At 44.5% G+C, this 19,899-nt stretch carries 17 protein-coding genes; 12 read left to right on the top strand and 5 right to left on the bottom strand.

The genetic code is table 11. The annotated features are described in order from the left end of the window. Positions 1-1,738: 1,738 nt before the first annotated feature. The 3 genes from QUA71_RS26740 to QUA71_RS26730 all read left to right on the top strand — a co-directional run bounded on the left by QUA71_RS26740 (position 1,739) and on the right by QUA71_RS26730 (position 5,514). A complete protein-coding gene (locus tag QUA71_RS26740) occupies positions 1,739-1,909 on the top strand; it encodes a ribbon-helix-helix domain-containing protein (protein ID WP_333289746.1) in 171 nt (56 codons plus the stop codon). A gap of 135 nt (positions 1,910-2,044) precedes the next feature. Continuing rightward, positions 2,045-2,275, top strand: a complete 231-nt coding sequence (locus QUA71_RS26735; protein WP_333289744.1) for a hypothetical protein — start codon at positions 2,045-2,047, stop codon at positions 2,273-2,275. Further along, positions 2,275-5,514, top strand: coding sequence for a DUF5906 domain-containing protein (locus tag QUA71_RS26730; RefSeq protein ID WP_333289742.1), 3,240 nt, complete (start codon positions 2,275-2,277; stop codon positions 5,512-5,514). Before QUA71_RS26735 ends, QUA71_RS26730 begins: the two co-directional genes overlap by 1 nt. A gap of 697 nt (positions 5,515-6,211) precedes the next feature. On the opposite strand, the gene QUA71_RS26725 is transcribed toward QUA71_RS26730, so the two are convergent. Then, on the bottom strand, positions 6,212-7,336 hold the full coding sequence (locus tag QUA71_RS26725) for an FAD-dependent oxidoreductase (protein WP_333289740.1): 1,125 nt from the start codon (positions 7,334-7,336) through the stop codon (positions 6,212-6,214). Positions 7,337-7,924: 588 nt separating this feature from the next. Between QUA71_RS26725 and QUA71_RS26720 the strand changes: the two genes are divergently transcribed. The 6 genes from QUA71_RS26720 (at position 7,925) to QUA71_RS26695 (ending at position 13,370) form a co-directional block, all read left to right on the top strand. Next, a complete protein-coding gene (locus QUA71_RS26720) occupies positions 7,925-8,797 on the top strand; it encodes a hypothetical protein (protein ID WP_333289738.1) in 873 nt (290 codons plus the stop codon). A gap of 300 nt (positions 8,798-9,097) precedes the next feature. Further along, positions 9,098-10,648, top strand: coding sequence for a fdxN element excision recombinase XisF (gene xisF / locus QUA71_RS26715; protein ID WP_333289736.1), 1,551 nt, complete (start codon positions 9,098-9,100; stop codon positions 10,646-10,648). A gap of 18 nt (positions 10,649-10,666) precedes the next feature. Then, positions 10,667-11,467, top strand: a complete 801-nt coding sequence (locus QUA71_RS26710; protein ID WP_333289734.1) for an IS1/IS1595 family N-terminal zinc-binding domain-containing protein — start codon at positions 10,667-10,669, stop codon at positions 11,465-11,467. A 222-nt stretch (positions 11,468-11,689) separates the two neighbouring features. Then, positions 11,690-11,899, top strand: a complete 210-nt coding sequence (locus tag QUA71_RS26705) for a hypothetical protein (RefSeq protein ID WP_333289732.1) — start codon at positions 11,690-11,692, stop codon at positions 11,897-11,899. Between the two features lie 399 nt (positions 11,900-12,298). Continuing rightward, positions 12,299-12,781 (top strand): YcxB family protein, encoded by a 483-nt coding sequence (locus QUA71_RS26700; protein WP_333289730.1) that lies wholly within the window; start codon positions 12,299-12,301, stop codon positions 12,779-12,781. Positions 12,782-13,109: 328 nt separating this feature from the next. After that, positions 13,110-13,370, top strand: coding sequence for a leucine-rich repeat domain-containing protein (locus QUA71_RS26695; RefSeq protein WP_333289728.1), 261 nt, complete (start codon positions 13,110-13,112; stop codon positions 13,368-13,370). 245 nt (positions 13,371-13,615) lie between these two features. Here QUA71_RS26695 and QUA71_RS26690 read toward each other — a convergent pair whose 3' ends face one another. The 4 genes from QUA71_RS26690 to QUA71_RS26670 all read right to left on the bottom strand — a co-directional run bounded on the left by QUA71_RS26690 (position 13,616) and on the right by QUA71_RS26670 (position 17,753). Beyond that, entirely contained in the window at positions 13,616-14,071 is a 456-nt protein-coding gene (locus QUA71_RS26690) for a hypothetical protein (RefSeq protein ID WP_333289726.1), read from the bottom strand. A 126-nt stretch (positions 14,072-14,197) separates the two neighbouring features. After that, positions 14,198-15,604 (bottom strand): hypothetical protein, encoded by a 1,407-nt coding sequence (locus QUA71_RS26685; RefSeq protein WP_333289724.1) that lies wholly within the window; start codon positions 15,602-15,604, stop codon positions 14,198-14,200. A 721-nt stretch (positions 15,605-16,325) separates the two neighbouring features. Beyond that, entirely contained in the window at positions 16,326-16,742 is a 417-nt protein-coding gene (locus QUA71_RS26675; RefSeq protein ID WP_333289722.1) for a hypothetical protein, read from the bottom strand. A gap of 117 nt (positions 16,743-16,859) precedes the next feature. Beyond that, entirely contained in the window at positions 16,860-17,753 is an 894-nt protein-coding gene (locus QUA71_RS26670) for a tyrosine-type recombinase/integrase (protein WP_333289720.1), read from the bottom strand. Between the two features lie 25 nt (positions 17,754-17,778). Between QUA71_RS26670 and QUA71_RS26665 the strand changes: the two genes are divergently transcribed. The 3 genes from QUA71_RS26665 to QUA71_RS26655 all read left to right on the top strand — a co-directional run bounded on the left by QUA71_RS26665 (position 17,779) and on the right by QUA71_RS26655 (position 19,569). Next, entirely contained in the window at positions 17,779-18,147 is a 369-nt protein-coding gene (locus QUA71_RS26665) for a hypothetical protein (RefSeq protein WP_333289718.1), read from the top strand. A gap of 499 nt (positions 18,148-18,646) precedes the next feature. After that, on the top strand, positions 18,647-19,396 hold the full coding sequence (locus tag QUA71_RS26660; protein WP_333289716.1) for a hypothetical protein: 750 nt from the start codon (positions 18,647-18,649) through the stop codon (positions 19,394-19,396). A 44-nt stretch (positions 19,397-19,440) separates the two neighbouring features. After that, a complete protein-coding gene (locus QUA71_RS26655; protein ID WP_333289714.1) occupies positions 19,441-19,569 on the top strand; it encodes a hypothetical protein in 129 nt (42 codons plus the stop codon). Positions 19,570-19,899: the final 330 nt, after the last annotated feature.

Here is a 19,899-nt window from a genome sequence, read left to right as displayed (position 1 = left end):
ATCAGTTGACGTGCCATAACTCATCACCTCTCAACATTATCTTTATTCTATGCAACTTCATGTAAAATTGGTATCAGTTGTAGCTACCTTGTGAGGTTGAAAGCAAGAGGCGATATTTGTTCATCAGCCAGTTGTTGAATTTATCACGGAGGCGAACGCAGAAATCTGATCATCGTTCAATTGTTGAAGCTGCTGCGGAGGTTGCCAGCGCTGACCAGATTTCTGGCGAAGTCGGCAAAGGGGGATGGGACGAAAACAAGAATTCGGCCCCAGCAACCCAAACCCCCACACCCTATTCCTGGTGGGCATAGTAACTATCAAACTCCGAACAAGACACCTTCGCCAAAGTCTCTTGCCGAGGCACCTGCCACAACAACACAAAAAGGGTAAAAAAGTTGGGTTAGTATGATCGAATCGAGATTGTGGGATGCTGAAAAATGATCGGTTTCTTAATTTGTTTCCTCTCCTACCCTGTCTGTTTTATCTATCTTTTAAGATGAAATATAAAATTCCTCGTGAGAAACTAATGTTTTAACCATCTATACTTCAGCCTTTGAATAAACATTTTTACCAGCAAAAGTTAGTACCTATCGTATACCAACTTATCCGTAAGGATTGTGCTAGAGCATAAATTCTGTTATCACGAGATATCATATTTCAAATACGGATTGAATCCTTATTTGGAAGATCTCACGATCGCTCCAAGTTGTAACGTGACGACCGCTGTCCGTAAGGATTGTGCTAGGGCATAAATTCCGTTATCACGAGATATCATATTTCAAATACGGATTGAATCCTTATTTGGAAGATCTCACAATCGCTCCCAGTTGTAACGTAACGACCGCTGTCCGTAAAGATTTTGCTAGGGTATAAATTCCGTTATCACGAGATATCATATTTCAAATACGGATTGAATCCTTATTTGATGAAATATCTTTTGAAATATCTCATGATCGCTCCCAGTTGTAACGTGACGACCGCTATCCGTAAGGATTGTGCTAGGGCATAAATTCTATTATAACGAGATATCATATTTCAAATACGGATTGAATCCTTATTTGGAAGATCTCACGATCGCTCCAAGTTGTAACGTGACGGCCGCTGTCCGTAAGGATTGTGCTAGGGCATAAATTCCGTTATCACGAGATATCATATTTCAAATACGGATTGAATCCTTATTTGAATATCTCACAATCGATCCAAGTTGTAACGTGACGACCGCTGTCCGTAAGAATTGTACTAGGGCATAAATTCCGTTATCACGAGATATCATATTTCAAATAGATATCGAATATCTATTTGAAATATCTCACGCTCCAACTTGTAAAGCTACGAGAGGGCTGTCCGTAAGGATTGCAGTATAATCGCAGTAATTCAAAATTAAGAAGATTTTATGCTCGCAATTTTTTTGCATGAAATCGTAATCTTTGATTTTGTGAGTGATCCTTTGATAGTAGGTATTTCTGCGCTTTCTCGAAGTTTTGCTAGTGAAAAAGTTACTTCATACCGTATACCCAACTTAGTCCAATTTCTGGGCTAATTCAACTAATCCTAGCGACTTTTGGCGACTCCCTACCTCGTGGAAGGATTTGCCAAAGCAGAACAGCGCCGGATGTTCTCTTTTTCAATAGTTGAGAAAATTTACAGAAAAATTAATCGCAATTGGAATTTCCTATTGTAAGATCAAAGGGAACAACCTTCTTTTGGAGTTCTTATGTCTAGTCTCCCGCCAATCAGAATGACTTGCACTATTAACAGCGAGTTGCTATCTGAACTAGATGATGCTTGCTACAAAAACCGAGTCAACCGCTCTAAATTCGTGCGCGAAGCTGTAGCAAGCTATCTTAAGCATTTTCACGCACCGAACGAGCCACTTAACACGCCAAGTGAAGAAGCGCTGGCAGTTTAGTAAGCTTTCCAGCGCTTTTGTTGTTTTTAAATATAAACTCCCTGTTTTTGTTGCACATCCGGCAAGATAAACCAACAAAAACAGGGCCTAAGCCATAAAAAGGGTTGGCTTTTGCATTCACACCCTAATCCTATTGTGTCTTACTTTGCGAAATACGCAATCCCCACTACTGCTGTCTTTACTAGCGCCACCGCTAGTCACAGCGATACGAGCGGACTAACCGAGAAATACGACGCTGTTCTATCTAGCGTTAAAAATTTCCCAGAACCTGACTATGACTCAATCATAGCAATATTTCCCCTAACTACGACACTTAACCGAGATTTCTTCGCTGTCGGTTTTGAAACGATCGGGGGTGCGGCGTAATGTATACCACAGAAACATCCTCCGAATTCGTCAAAGTCAGCAAAACCAACCTCTGCCCCCTCTGTGGCAAACCAGATTGGTGCAAAACCTCCCCAGATAATAAAGTGGTGATGTGTCCACGCACAGATACCGCACCGACGGGATGGAAGCGCATAAAGACCACAGTAGACGGCCAGGGGATTTACAAACTAGAAACTGAGGACAATTTTGAGGCACAAGTCAGTGGCCGCCGTCCTACAAAGAAGGTTAGTAAAGCCAAAGCATTACCTGTTCCGCCTGTTCAGATCGGTATTAAGTTAGCCAAGATAAAAAACACGACAGCACCGGAGCGCAAGCCAATATCAGGCGCGCTTTGGAACGTTGTTCGGCGCAAAGTTCTTGAATTTACCCCAACAGCTAAACAAGAGGATGCTTACGAGATAACCTACTCTTACGGCGACGACAAGACTGTGTACCGGGCGGAATGGACAGACACAACCAGCCCGAAGGGATACCGAAAAACTTTTCTCCAGAGTCACGTTGATGATGGCTTGCTCATTTGGAAAAAAGGCAAACAAATCTGGAATGCTTACCGGATCGACGAAGTATTAAGGATTCTTGAAAATGTACCTGCCAGTCAGCCAGTCGTACCACTAATGCTTGAAGGCGAGTCAAATGTCGAGATTGCCCGATCGCACGGCATCCTTTCTACTACCCTACAAGGGTCAAATTGGAGTGACGCTCAGGTAAAGGCAATGGTTAAAGAATTCCAGAACCTCAACTGCCCCGCGTTACTCTATATCTACGATAATGACGAAACCGGGCTAAAAAAAGCTAACCACATTAAGGATGTGTGTGATCGCGAGCAATTCCCGTGTGTCCTGATTAATCCCAAAGTTATCTTCCCTGAGATTCCGGAGAAAGGCGACATCAAGGAAATTTTGGCGGCGATGTCCTCTGAAGAATTTATCCGGCGCATTGAGGATGAGTTGCATTTACGAGCCAAGCAGGATAAAGAACATCAGGAAAATTTAGCCGCTGGTAACGATGAACCGGACAAACCGCCTTTACCTCAAATTATCGGTGGCTGGTTCGCTGAAGAGTTACGGGAGCAGCTATTGTATTCTGAGCAGCACCAATCTTGGATGGCGTATGGACTTAACCTCAAGGGAGTGTGGACAGCCGTTGGCGATACCTACGTGCTCAACGCGATCGAAATAATGTGCCGCAAGCGCAGTATTTACCCCAATAACAATTATGTTTCCAATATTCTGGGAACTCTAAAACGGATTCTATTTTGTTTGGAATGGAAGGAGCGCCCATCGAATGAACTACTGCCGTTTAATGATGGGGTACTTCAAATTGAAACTAAGATTTTTCGGGAACACGTCCCAGGCGATCGTCTAACCTGGTCGCTTGAACGCCCCTACCGTGGTAGCGCTGTTCGTACTGATGACTGGGGGGCGATTTCACAATGGCTAGACGAAGCCACCGAAGGTAACGCCTGGAAAAAGAAAATATTGCTGGCATTTGCGGCGGCAGCTCTGCGGGGGATGAGCAGCGTGCAAAAGTTTTTAATGCTGACAGGCCCAGGCGGTACCGGTAAAGGTGTCTTTTCCCACCTGCTGACAATGGTCCTGGGTGAGCGCAACACTTGGATCGGCAATCTTGAAGACTTGAACAAGCCCGATCGCATCGCCGAGCTTCAAACCAAACGGCTGGCGCTGTTTGATGACCAAGAGCGCTACATGGGCAACTTGTCGAACTTTCGATCACTCACTGGTGGCGGAAAAATCAGCGGCCGCCAATTGTACAAATCAGCCATCAACTTTACGTTTAACGGGCTGGCTTTGGTCACGGCTAATCAGCCGTGCTTCCCCGCGACGGGCATCTCTTGGCTGAAGCGACGCATCATCCAGCAAGAATTCCGGCATCACCCCGCTAAGCGCAACATTCACTTACAGCGTCAACTTGAGCCGGAACTGTCGGCTTTTACGCGGCATCTGCTATCAATTCCCGTCACGGATATCGAGCGGGTATTAGGTGAGGAAACGACTGGACTAAACCATACTTTCTGGGAGGACAGGATTCAAGCTGACCCATTAGCAAGTTGGATTAACGATAACTTGATCCACGAGGCCGGTGCGGAGGTAGCGATCGGTAGCGACAAAGACGAGTGGAAGGATGGCAATTACGACGCGGCCAGATCAACTGCGTTCGGTAGCTACAACTATATTTGCCGATCAGGTAACAGCATTCCCCTCAGCAAGAACAAGTTTAGCGCCAACCTGATCGAACTTTGCCAGAGCGTTTTAGGCTGGCGTGACGTGGCGAAAATTAGAAAAGGGGACGCCCGGTACATTGCTGGGGTGCGGTTGCGAACGCCGCAAGATAGCGCAATTTTGCCACTAGACCAGACATTGAATGACGACGATCGTTGTCAGGATGACAACCTTGATGTCAACCTCAACTCTATACCTAGTATGGCTTGTGCTGACGTTGACAACTTGCTCCAAACAATTTCAGAAAAAAATACAAAATCTGAAGAGTTAACGCAAAAAATGGAATTTGAATCAACCTCGCCGAGTGATTTCCCAGTTATAGAAAAGTTAGAAGCTGATATCGCCAACGTCAGCACAAGCCATACACAGCAAGATATTCAGCCGTCACAAGGTTTACATTCGGGTCTACATCCAGGTCAGCACTCAGAATTCAACGAAGACGAACTCGACTTGCTGCAAATGATTCGATTGGCGCTGGCAGAGCCTGACCCCGAATCGGCATGGCAAGCGGCCGCCGACATTCTGCCAGCGCTCAAAGAAGTTTGTGGTAAAGGATCTGCCAACCGAGAGAAGATTTGGGCGGCGCTGACCGAAGAAGAGCGGATCGAGTTCACCTCTTTAGCCAAAAATTCAGAGCGACCGACAATCTCTGAGCGGTCGCCGAAGCCGAGCGCACTGGGCGAGAATGCCCCCGAACCGGAAGCTGAGCAACTAGCGCCCGAACCCGCACCAGCAGGGGAATTAGCGGAACCGGAACCCGCACAAATTGCGCCAGAGGATGCCAAAAAGATACGAGATATTGCCCTGATTTGGTGGCGCCAATACTACCCCGAACACCTCCAAAACCTGCTTACACAGATGTACGGATGGAAGGCACCGGGGACTCGCTACGACGCTGCCACAATCACCGCTTGGCTCGAAGGGGAGGATGCTTTGGTGAGGGAGCGGATAGGTGAGCTGATGCAGCAGCGACGTTAGAGCCTTTTGGCTTAGTTCTGACAGAGTAGAAAAAGCCCCACTTACCTTTTGAGGCGGTTTGTGGGGGTTGGCTAGCCTATATGGCCCAAAACTAGCGAAGCTGACACGAACCGCAAAGCAGGACTTAAAACCATTGCTGTCATTGGAAGCATAAGATTGCCGAAACGGCAGGTTTATGCTTCCCAGCGACTCTGGCAAATATATGCTCTCAATTTTTTCCTACCACGCTAAGGGTGCAATCGCCCTGGCAGTAAGTGTCTTTGTTTCTCGATTTCTTGATGATAGGTGCAAAAAACTTAGCTCATTAACGGCTGAAGAATCTCTAGAGGAAGCCACGAAAGGCATAGAGGGTTTGCGATCCAAACGCTGGATAACGGCCGCCTTCTGGTTCTCCTTTATGAGGGAGGTAAGCTTATACTTCCATGTCTCACTGGTACAGGATGTTGACTTGACGAAAAAATGAGTATTTCAGCTACTGTCATGGCAAGCTTATGCTTCCAATCCCGGCAATATTATGGGTACATTGACAATTGCCGGGTAAGGGCTTGAGCGCTGATTTTTCCAAAATCGCGATCCAGGCTGTTTGAGAATATCAGGTACGTAAAGAAAGGTAAATATTACTCAGATCGCTAAAGTCCAGCTTTCACAGGTGGAAGCAGATGCTGCACCAAAAATCATTGCCAAACTCATCAACAGCCTAGCAGGAAACTTCAAGTTTAGGCATTACCTTTGTCAGGTTGCTGCGGGTGAAGCCTGAGTTGGCAATCTGTACAACTTCTTTAGCGCAACCCCAGGACAAAGTTACTCCAGAACCACCATGTCCATAGTTATGAATAATGTCTGTTCCTGGTTCTTGCTCCAATCGGATGTTGTCTTTTCGCGCAGGGCGCAGTCCAACCCGAACTGGTTCTGTGGAATCAATAGTGGCATCTTTGAGGATTGGCATGAAGTTTACGCACCGATTCCACATATCTTGGATTGGTTCATAATTCTCTAGGTTGATGTCCAATTCCCATTGGTGTGGCTCAACTAAACCACCCACCAGTAGGGTATTCTCACCGCGAGGCAGAATAAAAATCATATTTTGCCCACCAACAGTATTGTCAAAAGTCATGCAGTGAGCCGTTGTAACGCGAGGCATCGACACGCCATCATTTTTAACACGAATCAGTGCCCCACGCAAAGGATACATATCGTCGTTAGCTAGCTCAGTTGAGCCAAGTCCAGAACAATTAACAATGATATCTACACTAAATTGATTTTTGAGCTTCTCTTGAAGCTCAGGCAAATTGCCAGAGATTTTGGCTTGAACAATCTTACAGCCAAACTCTTTAACCTGGCTGTACAACCACTGCATATAAATGTCAGTATCTACTTGGGGTGCTAGATAGGTGTAGGCATCGACAACTCCTACATTACGGTTGATGCCATGCGAGTCAATTAATGCTCCATCCCGCCTAAATCGCAGCACCTTCATCTGCAATTCATTCATCTTTTGCAATTCCGGTGTCTGCTCTATGGGCTTTTTGTAATAGAACACGACATCCCGACTATAAACCCCTGTCTCCTTATTATCGGCCAGAATCAAGAATTTATTGTACGAAGTCATGCACCAACTTTTAGAGCGTTCTAGGGAAACTGGGTGACGGTGAGAACCACAGACAGCAGGTGGCCACTCCCACAAAGCTCCAGCAACAACCGAGGTATTGTTTGGTGCAAAGTTTTCAGAAACTACTGTTACTTCAAAGCCATCTTGCAGTAAGCATAGGGCAGTCGTTAATCCACTCACGCCTCCACCAATGACGAGAACCCTAGTTTTCATAATACTTTATACTTTGATTAATAACTGTAAAAAAAATAGCATAATTTTAAAGCTATATACAAACGTAGTTTTACTGAAATAAAAAGCAATATTTATACTAAAGATTCTATCCAACTGACCTTTGACGAAACCCTCAAAGCCTTTCTCTAAAATACTTAAATTTTTTTTCTCCTGCGATCGCCTATGTGTTTATACCAGGATAAACGCATCTAATTTTTACATTCCCATATATAGCGTTTACCTAAACCGATCTCTGGCATCCAGATAATATCGCCTGGTTGTAAAACATATTTACCATCTATTACTGGGACTTAAACAATTTTTAAGCCCAAACTAGCTTTATAGGCAGTAAATACTGGGGGAGTGACAACCCCACCGAAAACCCAGACAGAGCAAAGAGTTGACCAACTTGTGTTTTAAAAAGAGACGTTGCTGAGTTAGGCTATGAAAAGCTAAATATGCGAGTCATATAAACCAGTAGGCAAAAAACTTCTGGATTTTCAAATTATTTTTTTCAGCCCCAGGTTAAGCAACGCCCAAATTTTCTATAATTTAGGTAAGTTAGTTAATACTTACTATCAATTTTCCATGACAGAAAGGAACTCTACAGAGCAGCAACCGACGATATACAATCCGATCATCTGGAGATTGGAACTACAAAAATCAGAAAAACCCAGTCGAGACACCTATATTAAAGCCTTCGGAGAATTACCTGATTTTGTTCTCAAAGCCAACCAGATTTTGACATCTAATCTGGAAGGAAATTCCCAGAAGTTACTGAATCATTATCGAGAGGTATTCAAAGCTATCCAAAAATGGATTGTTCATTTTGAGAAGCAGAGCCATGATTCCTCCCTATCTGACCCTCCAGAACTGCGTTTTTCATGGGAATGTGACTTTAAGCCTCACGCTGAGGAATCGTGGGCTTTATTAAACCTTTGCCAAGAGATTGTGAAACTAGCTCCGTTGTATGGGCAAGATTTCCTAAAAGTTACTAGCGCAACAGAACTGTGGTGGAGCTGCCATTTTGAGCGTCTTCAAGAGACTTTCTTCAAAAACGGGATTTTTAGCAAGCAACCCGAACTACAGGGAAAACAATACTCTTGTGATGTGATGTCAAAACGCCTCCGAAAAGACTTTGATACACTTCATCAACGGAAATTTGCTGACAGCTCTCAGTTCGACTTGACGAAGATAGCCACTTGGGATGCTACAGAAGAAGCCTTAAGAATGTTGGCTGAAGATATTGCCCAACAGGACAACGAATTTCGTCGCCTAATTTACTTCAACTATATAAAAATTAAGAAACGTGTTGTGAGAAGTGCGCGTAATAATCCCAATCTACAATTAATGGTGTTGGAACCAGATGGTTCTGTTCATGTAGGTGGCAAAGGCAAGCGAGGCAAAGGGAAAAACCCATCCCAGTCCAAAAAAGGGTTTGTTAAGAAAAGTAAAGATTAACCAAAAAGCTGCACAAAAGTTGAACCTAAATTACCCTTATGAGACTTTGGGTAAAGAGAAGCCATTGCTTGGAGATCAAGAGTTTCCCTGATAACTGGCAGATTATCTAATAGGAAGTCTGTCGCTGTTATCTCCCTCCCCCTCCCTAAATTTCTTCTGAAAATTTGAAGAACTGCATTCCATCACTCAGGTGGAAAGGGATTTTTATGGGGAAAAATGAGTGGTATTTGTGCATCTCCAAGACCTCTTGGAGATGCACAAATAGTCCGGTAAACTAATTGTAAAAGCTTAGGAAAAACTATGCCGGAACCCTTGATAATTCTCGGTTACGCGCGAGTCTCGACTCGTGAGCAAGCCCAAAACTCTCATGCTTTGGAGCAGCAGGAAGCTCGCCTCAAGGAAGCTGGAGCGACGAAAATCTTTACGGATGTTAAATCTGGTCGGAAAAACGATCGGGCTCAGTTAAAAAAGCTAACTGAATTGATTAAAGCTGGAAAAGTCAAGGAAATTATTGCGACTCGTATCGACCGGATTGCTCGCTCTACTGGTAAGTTTGCAGAAATAGCTCAGTTGTGCTTGGAATTTGGAGTCAACCTCAGAATTCTGGATCAAGATATCGACTTAAATACTTCTCAAGGGAAGTTCATGGCGAATCTTTTAGCTTCCCTTGCTGAACTAGAAACTGATCAAATTTCGGAACGAGTGCGGCATGGAAATAATCATCGCAGAAAAGAGGGAAAAGCTTGCGGTTCTTATCCTTTCGGCTATCAAGTCAAAGGAGAGCAATATGTTTTGGATGAACGTCCTTTTTTATGCCTTCTCAATGAACGACCTGCTAATTATTTAGAGCTTTGCAGCGGGGAATTAGAAGTTTCACAGTTGCCCAGTCTAACTGTGAAACAGATTGCCAGAGACTGTATCGACATTTCCATCCAGCAAAAAGGATTAAGCCGGGCGATCAGAATCATTTACGCCAAATATGGAATCACGAAATCTCCAACAAAAAAAAATGGGCATGATAGCATTCTCAATTGGACATCAAGTGGCTTGAGAAAGTGGCTCTTAAATCCTGTTTTGCAAGGACACTCAGCTTACAATAAAAAGATCACGGGGGCCAAAGGAAAGACTAAGGAAACAGATCGAAGCCAATGGCAAATCCATGAAAATACTCATCCTCAGCATCGTTTAATTACGCAAGAAGAGGTAGCAGAGCTTCAAAGAATTATTGAATCTAAGCAGGGGATGAGCTCCCAGAACTTTAATAAGAATCTCGCTTTGCCAGATGTCTATGGAGATTATGCTTATCAGAGTGGTTTAGTGTTTTGTGGTGCCTGCTATTGCAAATCTATCTCCAAAACACGCACGTCTAAAGATGGCTTGACGAAATATCACTATTATGGATGCCGACATAGTGGGAAAGGTTGTAATAATAGTGAAAGCACTCGGAAATCTGTGATTGAGCAACAATTAATCAAAAAACTTCTGGAAGCTGCAACTACGATTCAATTAGAGCCAGAAACTCCGGTTCCCAAAAAAGAGCCTGAGCCGAACCCCCGCTTGTGCTCTTTACAAGAAAAGTTGGAAAACTTGGAAAAAATTTCTACCTTTGACCCCGATATTGAGGCGATTAAAAACAAGACTCTTCAAGAAATTGAAAAACTTTTGAATCCTTTTGCAACTAAGGATTTTGAGAATCAAACCGCTGCCGACATTATTCACGCAGGTAATAATTTGGCGATTTGGCACACGCTTTCTAACGATGAAAAAGTCAAAATTTTCCCGCTGTTAGTGGAGCGCATTACGGTTCGATCTGGTGTGGTTGAATCGATTGACTTAAAACTATCAAACTAAATTACCCCGGTCAAGTTTATGAACATCCAAGATCTATTTAACCTCACTAAACTGCGCTCTGAGGTGGCGATGCAACAGGCTCTCCCTTATTGGCAGCCCAAGGCTCAATCTGACGGTTTACAGTGTTCCCGATGTGCTTCTCGCCGTGTGGTGGGGCGAGGATACAACGAGAATAAAACTCGACGCTATATTTGTCGCGACTGTGGCGTTTCATTTACGGAGATAGCGAAATTCGATTGTCGTTGCCAAAAGCCTGGAACTTTGCCCAAATGCCAAGATTGCCCCTCTTTTCAAGAATTCCTGCCGGCTCTAAAAGAGAAAGTACGTGGGTTACACAATAAAAATCGAGAGGAATTGGACGCTCTTCTTTCGGAGGCTCAATCTCAACTAAAATTAAAAGATTTACGTGCTCAAGTGGCAAGACAAGAGGCGTTATCCAGTTGGCAACTATCTTCGGCCTCTCCATTGGCTTTGATTTGTCCTGACTGTCAAAGCTCTCATATTAGGAGGAAGGGTGTAGCTAATGGAAGGCAACGATATTCATGTTATGAATGTAAACGGTCATTTTATGCTCCGGAACACTGGAATTGTACTTGTCAGATTCCCGGTAACTTATCTTCTTGCCACAGTTGCCCACAATTTGAGAAGTTTCTGGCTGTTATGGCTGAAAGACTAGAGAGCTTGCAAGGATTAAACGCTGAGCAATTGCAGGTCTTACTCAATTGTTACTCAAAAATGCCAGGACTGCAGATAGTACCGGTGAATCCTTCCCTTGGTGAAGGAGAGAGCTGCTCAGTTAAGTTCCTTGAGTCGATCTGAATAGGAAGCAATGGCATCTCTGTTTAGTTTTTAGTAATATGCAGGACTTCCGCGATGACGCTATATACAGCGTCATTGCGTAAGTCCTGTAATGCTTTTGACCCTGCGAGCCAATGTGTAACATTAATTCAAGCAAGCGTAAGACTTATGCTTGTATATCTTACTAAATAGCAACTTGCGTCTTCCGCTTTTGTAAGATACGGTAAGACGTAAGCAAGATTTATGTCAGACAAAGAATTTATAACTTTTCGTTGTGACGCCGATATTCTAGAAACGATCGACTATCTAGGCAAAGAGTGCTACGATGCCAAAACTCCGCCTGGATATAATGGTTCTAAAACCTTGATGGATATTTTGCGACTAAATATTGAAGCGCTATTCGATGGCTCTATAGTCTTACTAAGGGCTGTAAAAGTAAGACAGTTTGTGTGAGACAATTTAGAGGAGCGTATTACAGAAATTATTAAGGCATCTGGTGCGATCGAACGGATAAGGGCAGAGGTAAAGACCGACTTGAGAGAGCTGGGGGAAGTGACCTGAGTGATCGTAACGATGAATTACGACCGACAGAAGCTGAGAGCTGCCTTTGGGCAACTCGCGGGTAAGGAAAAGAGCCAACCTGACCTCTAGAGGGTTTGTAAGTGTTATTGGGTACTTATCCAGAAAAGGGCTGGAGAAGAGAAACTCACAACTACATACTTGCTAGTATTCCAGAAATACTCTACTCATATAGAGTAGTAGCTTGAATTCTTAAGCATGGACGACAGACTACACGGGGCCGGAAAACAACCGAGTACATGGCACAAAATCTACGGTAGTGGGACGTAACCTATGAAACTTGAGTACCAACTGACGCTAAATGATTATCTGGAAGCTGGTCAAGGTCATTTGAAATCGCACAGCTTCTTGTTGTGGATATTCAGTATTTTATTCTTTTTAATAGGGCTCCTATTTATTATCATCAATCCTGCTGACTGGACTGGTTATTGCTTTTTCGTTGTAGGCATTTTTTATATTCCTTTAACAAAACTAAATCAACGTTATCAACTCACCCGTTTATGGAAAAGTCAGCCTAATCTACGCGAATTTACAACCCTTGAGTTTAATGAAGAGGGAATAATTTATAAAACTTCCAGCGTTGAATCGAATATTAAGTGGCAATCGTATACCAATTTTAGAGAGACAAAAAAACTTTTCATGCTTTATCAATCTCCTCATCTTTTTAATATATTGCCCAAGCGTGCCTTCATGAGTAATGAGCAGTTAGATCAGTTCCGAGAACTACTTCGCACAGAGGGAATTAGCTCCCGATGAAAGAGAATGTATCAAATTTCAGTCAAATTTTGCATCAACGCTATGCGTTATTTGGAGCTAAGAGCGTCCCGAAACCTTTGTAGTGCTAACTGGGTGTAAGGCAACTTTAAGCCCTGGGTCAGGATATGGGATTATGCTGATAAACCTGTAGCACTTTAAGCCCTGGGGCAGAATATGCTCCTTCTTAAAACATATTCATTGCTCGATTAATTTTAGGGATACGGCAATACTGTATTGTCTCAATGCCGTATCCTGATTCCCGCCGTTTTTTCCAATAGGCTAATTTTTGTTGTCACAACAAAATAAATACTACGGAGAGATAAAGGACATGACGCGAGAGGAAGCAGTGCGACGAATTGAGTGGGTCGCTGAGAAAAATTTGATAGAACTGGATTTGTCGTGGCTGAATTTGGAAGAATTGCCACCCGAAATTGTGAACTGTACGCATCTGACACGGCTTAACCTCAGTCACAATAAGATTACTTCGATTCCAGATGTGCTAGGGCAACTGTCCAATCTCACATCGCTTGACCTCGGTAACAATTATATTACCTGCATCCAAAAGGTGCTAAGGCCTTGTCCGCTCTAGAGCTTGTTGTAAGTTTAAGAGTCTGGAACGGACAAGTTGACGCCGAAAAATTAGCGCAGCGGTCATCGGTTGCGGCGTGGGTGCTAAATTGTTGGTTTGAATTGGCTTGGTGTCATTTGAACGCCACGCTGTTTCCCGTCTGATTGATTGCCCCTTCTAAACTTGTTTACAGGTTTAAGACTGGTTTTAGCAACGAGTTGGCGTCGTTTCAGCTTCTATTTTAAAGCTAGGAAAAATAGTAACAACTACTTGGATGGAATATCCCATCTAAGGTTAGTAGCTCCTGTTGGAGTTAAACAGACCGTGCCTGTACCGCGATCACGGCAAACGTTCTCATCTAACTGATAAGGTGTCCCCCAAGGAATGATTTGACTGTTTGGTGCTGAGTCTTGACGCTCCTCGATTAGCCCGGACAGGGGATTGATCTCTAGAGTGACTCTCCTGCCGTCTCTTACAGTCGTGGCTTGGTATTTTACAGTCGTGGTCGGGTAGCTGTTGTTTTGTATTTTATTGTCTTGTAACCTGAGTTCGACGGGCTCTGTGTAACCCATCGCTCTTATTCTGGCGCGGACGACCTCCTCAGACATTTGACCTCCACTATTCTGCGGACCAGAGTTGCTAGCTAGATGATTTTCATGAGCTAGAACGAAATCGGTAGGCGTGATGAGTAAAAACAAAGCAGCTATTTGAAGGTATTTCATAATAATTCCTCGTTCACTTACCTGGGTATCAAGGAGTGAGCCACCCTTCCTTTAGAAAGCCAAACGGTGTTACAAGCATAACCTTGATACATTCAACTCAATCAGTATTCTTTTGAAGTAGCTTTTCTAGGGCTTCAGCAATCGATTGCCTGCTTGCTGATTGTCGGATCTTGCCTGTGATCGAATATTTGGAGTAACACAAACAAGGTCTCCAGGAAAAGCCTCCCGCCATACATAACCCTGGATACAAGTATTGGGTCCGTATGGTCCCCCATTGGGGTTACGTCGAGCTCTCGCTTGGGCGTTATCGTTTCGGGCTTGTGTTCGGGTTGCGGGTATCACACAGACGTAATCGCTTGAATCTGCTTCGCGCCAAACATAACCTTGTTTGCAGGTGTTAGGACCATAGACAGAGCGAGCAGCATTAACGTTGTTACTTGTAATCGTAACGGTTGCCTGGTTTGTTCGTGGCAAAATGGAGTTTACAGTAATGGTCACTCCATTCGCGTTTAAGGTTTGAATGGGTGCCCGCACACCGCTGTGTCCACGCAATAGGTAAGAGTAGTACTGCCCGTCCGAGCCACGTTTGACCTCATGAATCAGCACAATGTTGTTGGGAAACCCAGCATCCCACTTGTCATTGCGGCGAAACTCGACGGTGTAGTAATGAAATGGGTCTCTAGTATCGAAAGGTACGCGAACCAACAGGTAACCAGTGGCTTCCTGGTGATTGAGCGCTGCTAAAGTCACTGTCCGTGAAGCAATACCGTCAGCTCCAAAGGTGAGAATCCGGGGAATCGGCAACCACCCCATCCGATCCACATGATGTGCGTTTAAACCCGGTCCACCAAAGCCAAATTGACTTGTCGCCGTGCTAAACACGTTGGCATAACTCATGAGATCCCATTGATCGTCGTATTCACCAATCTGCGCCCAATCAGCATTCCGGTAATTTGGATCGTTAGAGAAAGAGTGATTAAGCCCCAATCCATGCCCAACTTCATGACCCATTCCACCCAAATCGACCGTACTCGGCAGAAAGGCACCTCTTCCAGGCAAACCAAACAAATCCAGGTCGGGATAAGTTATCACAGCAACCAGGTGACCAGAGGGGATAGTGTACGGATTCGTTGAGGAGTTACGAGCAGCGTTGATGCAATCTTGAAATCTGTTAGCCCGAGACCGAGACCGAGCCTGGGCGAGTGTGAAGGGTTGAGTATACCACCCTTTGACCACAGAACCATCTAAGTTCAATCCATTATAAGAGATGCTCCGCCAGTAGTCATTTAACCCACCAGTACCCTGCCGGATAAACATATTATAGTAAAAATCCGGCGTCTTTGATGGTGTTGGGCTGTCCGAGAACTTGCAGAGCAGGACGCTCCATTGTACGGAACCCCGGTAAGGTCGAGTGTTTTGCCCTAAAGCTGAGGAAATTGGTATCAGAGTAAACAAAGATGTCAGGAGCAACTTTTTCAGACCGATTATTTGCCTTCCCCGACAAAGTAATGTTTTTAACCAGACTGACTTCATTAGTAAATCCCTTTGGATGTTGGTGAATTAAGACTAGAAGCTTAGCGTTTAATTATTACTCAGTTAGTGCCGATGATTTATGCAACGGAATAAAAACTTTATATATAGCAATCGCCAAAGCGGTTAGGACGCCAGATGCAGGATATGCTCCATTGCATCGCGTAGCCCCTCAAACTGCTCAATTTGCTTGCGAATCCAACTTTTGAGCCAAAACCAGCATCGCTCAATCGTAAGGATTCAGGTATCTGAAACATAGTCACAGAAAGACTTCTATAATTCAAGCATTCGCTAAATCAACAGCTTAATTCTCAATAGGTACGAAAACAAAAGCTTTCATGGTTTCTTAATAAGAATGAATATTTGGTGATTATTAGACCAAATGGTTACACCGTATAGGTTTTACTGCTTTTTGCATGACCTGAATCCTTACCCCCGATTCATCCCGGAGATGTGCTGAGATAATTTGTATGGCGTTAAGCCACAAAAACTTAAAACCCTATCAGGGAGTGAAACTCCTTCATTACTTACTGCGTTACTGCAAACCCTCCAAAAAAAACCTAAAGCCCTATCAGGGATTGAAACCAAGCACACTTGATTCCGTTTGATTCGGTTTTTTGAACTAAAAAGACCAGCCGACCCTCTGTTAGCGGTCGCCGAAGGCAATCGCCTGCTGCGACAAGTAGGGGTTCTGTTTCCATAAAGCAGAGTTAAAATACTCTTTCTATCGTCCAAAAAATGGGTCGTTTGAAGATGTCTTATGCAACAACTGGTTGTAAACGGGAACAGTATCTACAAAAATTTCGAGTCGAATCGTGTTTCGGTCACCCTTTTGGAATGTGACAAGGTACAAAGTCTCGGATCTCTCCTCACTGAATGGATATTGTGGTCGATCTACAGTTCCTCTTACTTCAGAGCCCATAGTGTTAATCTTTTTACCGTTAACTCGATTGATTCCTTTAAAAACATAAGCTCCGGCTTCCCAATGAGAAAGCATAATTGTCCATTCCTCTGAAGCAAAGATTCCCTTTAAAAGTGGACAATTGTTGGTTTCTTGATAGCCAATTACCGAGAGCTTGCAAGGTTCAGCTTGTGCTATATTAACAGGCGGTGACAAGGCGATAACTAATGGAATAAACATAGGATTTTAGATGAAACTATTAGAAGTATATATGATAAATATGGATAGTTTAGATCGATCAGTTTTGGGCTGTCTTTTCCTCAACGTCTTCAACTTAGATCGCATCCGGATCGCCCGCTAAGTTATCAGATACAGACCACTAGAATCATTTGGTTTCGCGTGTAGATACCTGCTAGTTGTGGCAACCGAAGCATGACCCAATGTTTGAGAGAGTAAGTGAATAGGTGCCCCCCGGTTGAGCGCGTGACTTGCATGGCAATGGCGCAACCAGTGAGCGCTAGTCTTCTCAGAAATTCCCGCGCGTTTCGCAGCTTCCTTGACCAGGTGCGTTACAGAAATCCTGTGCAAGCGACCACCGTTGGTAGCTTTCCGACTCCTGAAGATCGGCTCAGAATTTCCGGCATCCCCTCTGCTGTTCAAAATCGCCCGATACAGAGACGCGGGAAGTAGCACCACGCGAGTTTTACCGCCCTTGCCATAAATCAAGAGTTGGCCGCTTTCACCATTAGGAATCAAATCCTCCCAGTTCAAATCGCACAACTCCGAAACCCGGAGGCCGGCGTAATAGAAAGTCTTGAGAATTAGCTTGTTTCGCTCGCCCGGTTCCAGAGCAATCATCGTCAAAACTTCAAGCTCAGAAAGGATTTTCTGCGAGAGCGTGTCTTTTGGTTTGGGAGTGACAACCGCAGCAGCAGCGTTAACTGGAATCAGCCCGGTGCGGTGGGCAAAAGACAGTAGACTTTTCACAACGCTTATATAGGTACGACGGGAGGAAGGAGACAACTCCTTTCCTTCCAACGTATCAGCAAAACTTTGAAAATCTTGGAGAGTCAGCCACTGAAGGGGTTTGTCGATGGTAGTTAGCAACAAAGTTGCAACGCGACGATAGAGAGCCGCCGTGTCTTTAGACTTGCCGTGAACCCACAAATCAATAAGTTGGTCAGTGGCAGTGCCGGGAGCGATGACTTGTGGGGCGGGCGGATTTGAAGCTGCGAGAGTCATTTTGGGCATTTTTCAATACTACATTAGACACGTTATGTCATATTCCTCGATTTTAAATGGCCCCATCCGAGGGCCTCGATGGGGCCACGGCATCGAAAGCGACGAACTTCAGGATCTTAAGCTGGGTCAAAGGTGTGGCTTGATTTTCTGGCTGTTTGACGATCCGCCGGAATTGTTTCGTCGGCACGCCCGGATTGAGTTGCCGGGCCAGAACGGAGGCCTGATATGGGAAATAGCCGACGACAATTTTGTATCCCCCACTTTCGTACACTACTATGGGGGAAATGAGGAAGCCGCCGATCGCCAGACCGATCTCACCAGCAATTTCGAGCTCAAGGCGATCTGCGTTCCAGGCAGGCACATCAGATACTATGCGTTGGACGGCGATTCGCTAGGGCATTAGTTTTGTGGTAAGCCTGGTTCTTTGTCTTACGTACTCGTATTACACAGTCACAAATTGTATGACCGCTTTCACAGGTAGTAAGACAGAGTTGTCAGACACAAGTAACACAAGCTGCCAGCAAGTGTAGGGTGGCTTTCAACAGGTAGTAAGACTGAATTGTCAGACATAAGTAAGACAAGCTGCCAGCAAGTGTAGGACGGTGTGAACTTATAAGTCATACACCCTTAGCATGAGTAATTCGCTAGCTAGCAGCGCCATTTCTATAAGGGTAGTATCGAGGTTATTCATTTTCTAGATTCGCTGTAATATGTGGCGTCTGGGCGTGTCTTACCTAAATATCTTACTACCGATTTTGTCTTACAAAATCGGTAGTAAGGCAAAATCGTCAGACACCCGTAAGACGAATAAAAATAAGCGAAGACTATTTTGTGCTTATACGTGTTACCAAGAATCAAGTAGTGTCTTACGATTGAGACACTATAAGACATTGGTAAAATGTATGACAGAAAAGAAGTCCGTTACCTTCCGCTGTGACACGGATTTACTGGAAGCAATCGACAACCTAGGCAGAGAACGCTATCCCGCAAAAACTCCGCACGGGTACGATCGCTCTAAAATTTTGATGGAAGTTTTGCGGCTAAATATCGAGGCGCTATCCGATAGCTCTGTTGTCTTACCCACACCCTCTAACGTAAGACAACAGACCTCTGATGTAAGACTTAATTTGTCTGACAGCCTGTTAGACGCGCGTATTACAGAAATGCTTGCCCGAAAAACTGAACCAATTCTGGCAGAGCTAGCTGACATTAAGTTATCGCAGGCAGAGGCAATCGAGCGAGCGAAAGCAGAACTGAGGACTGAACTGCTGGGGGAGTTAGCAGTTCAGTCCGATCCCAACGCAGAAAAATCGCTCAGGCAGCAGCTTCAAGAAACTCAAGAAGAACTCAAACAAACTCAAGAACAACCAGCAATTGCTAGCCAGGAATTAGACGCCACCAACCAGAAACTCACAGCCGCCGAACAGCAGCTAGCAGAATTGCGATCGCAACTTGACACAGAACGCGCCTCACGAACGCAAGTCGAGGCCCAACTCTCCGAACTTCAACAGACTCCAGCACTAGCGCTCGACTTATCGGGCAAGGCAGGCGAGGTCGTAAATTTCTTTAGGACGCTTCTGCCAAAAGACACGAAGCTACCTAAAAATACTATGTCGAAGCTTAGGGAGATTCTGGAAGCAACAGAAGATTAGAAGCCCGATCGCCCGATCGCCCCAAAAAAAAGCCCCCGGCGGAAATGTCAGAGGGCTTTTTTTACACGATGGGTAATTTGCAATTGGTAATTGGCAATGAGTCTTTGCCCCAATTACCGCAGTATAGCGGCTCTGGAGCTTGGGCGATCGGCTTTCGCGTACCGCAGTTTTAGGACATGATCCACTTTCTCTTTTGCGACTGTGTGGGCAATATCGGCATCGGCTCTGCCTACATAGCCGTAAAAGTAAGTGGTGCAGAAGATTACCCCATTCATCGTTATAGCGAGTTTGACAGAGAAAGTCTCTGTAGAAAAAGATAGTGTCGATAGCACCCATAGTTTTTCTTACTGGTCATTAGTAGATACTAAGCGCCACGCCATCAAATCACCGTTGACAACGTAGCGCCCGGTTATAACTAAGCGTAGCACTCATACCAATTTAATATGAAGCTGCATAGAATAAAGCTTCCAGAATGAAAGTGTAAGAAGATAGTGAACTCATTT

This window comes from Microcoleus sp. MON1_C5, assembly GCF_036701875.1.
In the GTDB taxonomy this organism is placed as follows: Bacteria; Cyanobacteriota; Cyanobacteriia; order Cyanobacteriales; family Microcoleaceae; genus Microcoleus.
Note: the sequence above shows the minus strand (reverse complement) of the source record. Positions and strands in the feature narration are given on the sequence as shown.

Coding starts and splice junctions, on each gene's coding strand:
- QUA71_RS26740 (WP_333289746.1), top strand. CDS start 1,739: ATGACTTGCACTATTAACAGCGAGTTGCTATCTGAACTAGATGATGCT.
- QUA71_RS26730 (WP_333289742.1), top strand. CDS start 2,275: ATGTATACCACAGAAACATCCTCCGAATTCGTCAAAGTCAGCAAAACC.
- QUA71_RS26725 (WP_333289740.1), bottom strand. CDS start 7,336: ATGAAAACTAGGGTTCTCGTCATTGGTGGAGGCGTGAGTGGATTAACG.
- QUA71_RS26720 (WP_333289738.1), top strand. CDS start 7,925: ATGACAGAAAGGAACTCTACAGAGCAGCAACCGACGATATACAATCCG.
- xisF (WP_333289736.1), top strand. CDS start 9,098: ATGCCGGAACCCTTGATAATTCTCGGTTACGCGCGAGTCTCGACTCGT.
- QUA71_RS26710 (WP_333289734.1), top strand. CDS start 10,667: ATGAACATCCAAGATCTATTTAACCTCACTAAACTGCGCTCTGAGGTG.
- QUA71_RS26705 (WP_333289732.1), top strand. CDS start 11,690: ATGTCAGACAAAGAATTTATAACTTTTCGTTGTGACGCCGATATTCTA.
- QUA71_RS26700 (WP_333289730.1), top strand. CDS start 12,299: ATGAAACTTGAGTACCAACTGACGCTAAATGATTATCTGGAAGCTGGT.
- QUA71_RS26695 (WP_333289728.1), top strand. CDS start 13,110: ATGACGCGAGAGGAAGCAGTGCGACGAATTGAGTGGGTCGCTGAGAAA.
- QUA71_RS26690 (WP_333289726.1), bottom strand. CDS start 14,071: ATGAAATACCTTCAAATAGCTGCTTTGTTTTTACTCATCACGCCTACC.
- QUA71_RS26685 (WP_333289724.1), bottom strand. CDS start 15,604: ATGAAGTCAGTCTGGTTAAAAACATTACTTTGTCGGGGAAGGCAAATA.
- QUA71_RS26675 (WP_333289722.1), bottom strand. CDS start 16,742: ATGTTTATTCCATTAGTTATCGCCTTGTCACCGCCTGTTAATATAGCA.
- QUA71_RS26670 (WP_333289720.1), bottom strand. CDS start 17,753: ATGCCCAAAATGACTCTCGCAGCTTCAAATCCGCCCGCCCCACAAGTC.
- QUA71_RS26665 (WP_333289718.1), top strand. CDS start 17,779: ATGTCATATTCCTCGATTTTAAATGGCCCCATCCGAGGGCCTCGATGG.
- QUA71_RS26660 (WP_333289716.1), top strand. CDS start 18,647: ATGACAGAAAAGAAGTCCGTTACCTTCCGCTGTGACACGGATTTACTG.
- QUA71_RS26655 (WP_333289714.1), top strand. CDS start 19,441: ATGTCAGAGGGCTTTTTTTACACGATGGGTAATTTGCAATTGGTAATT.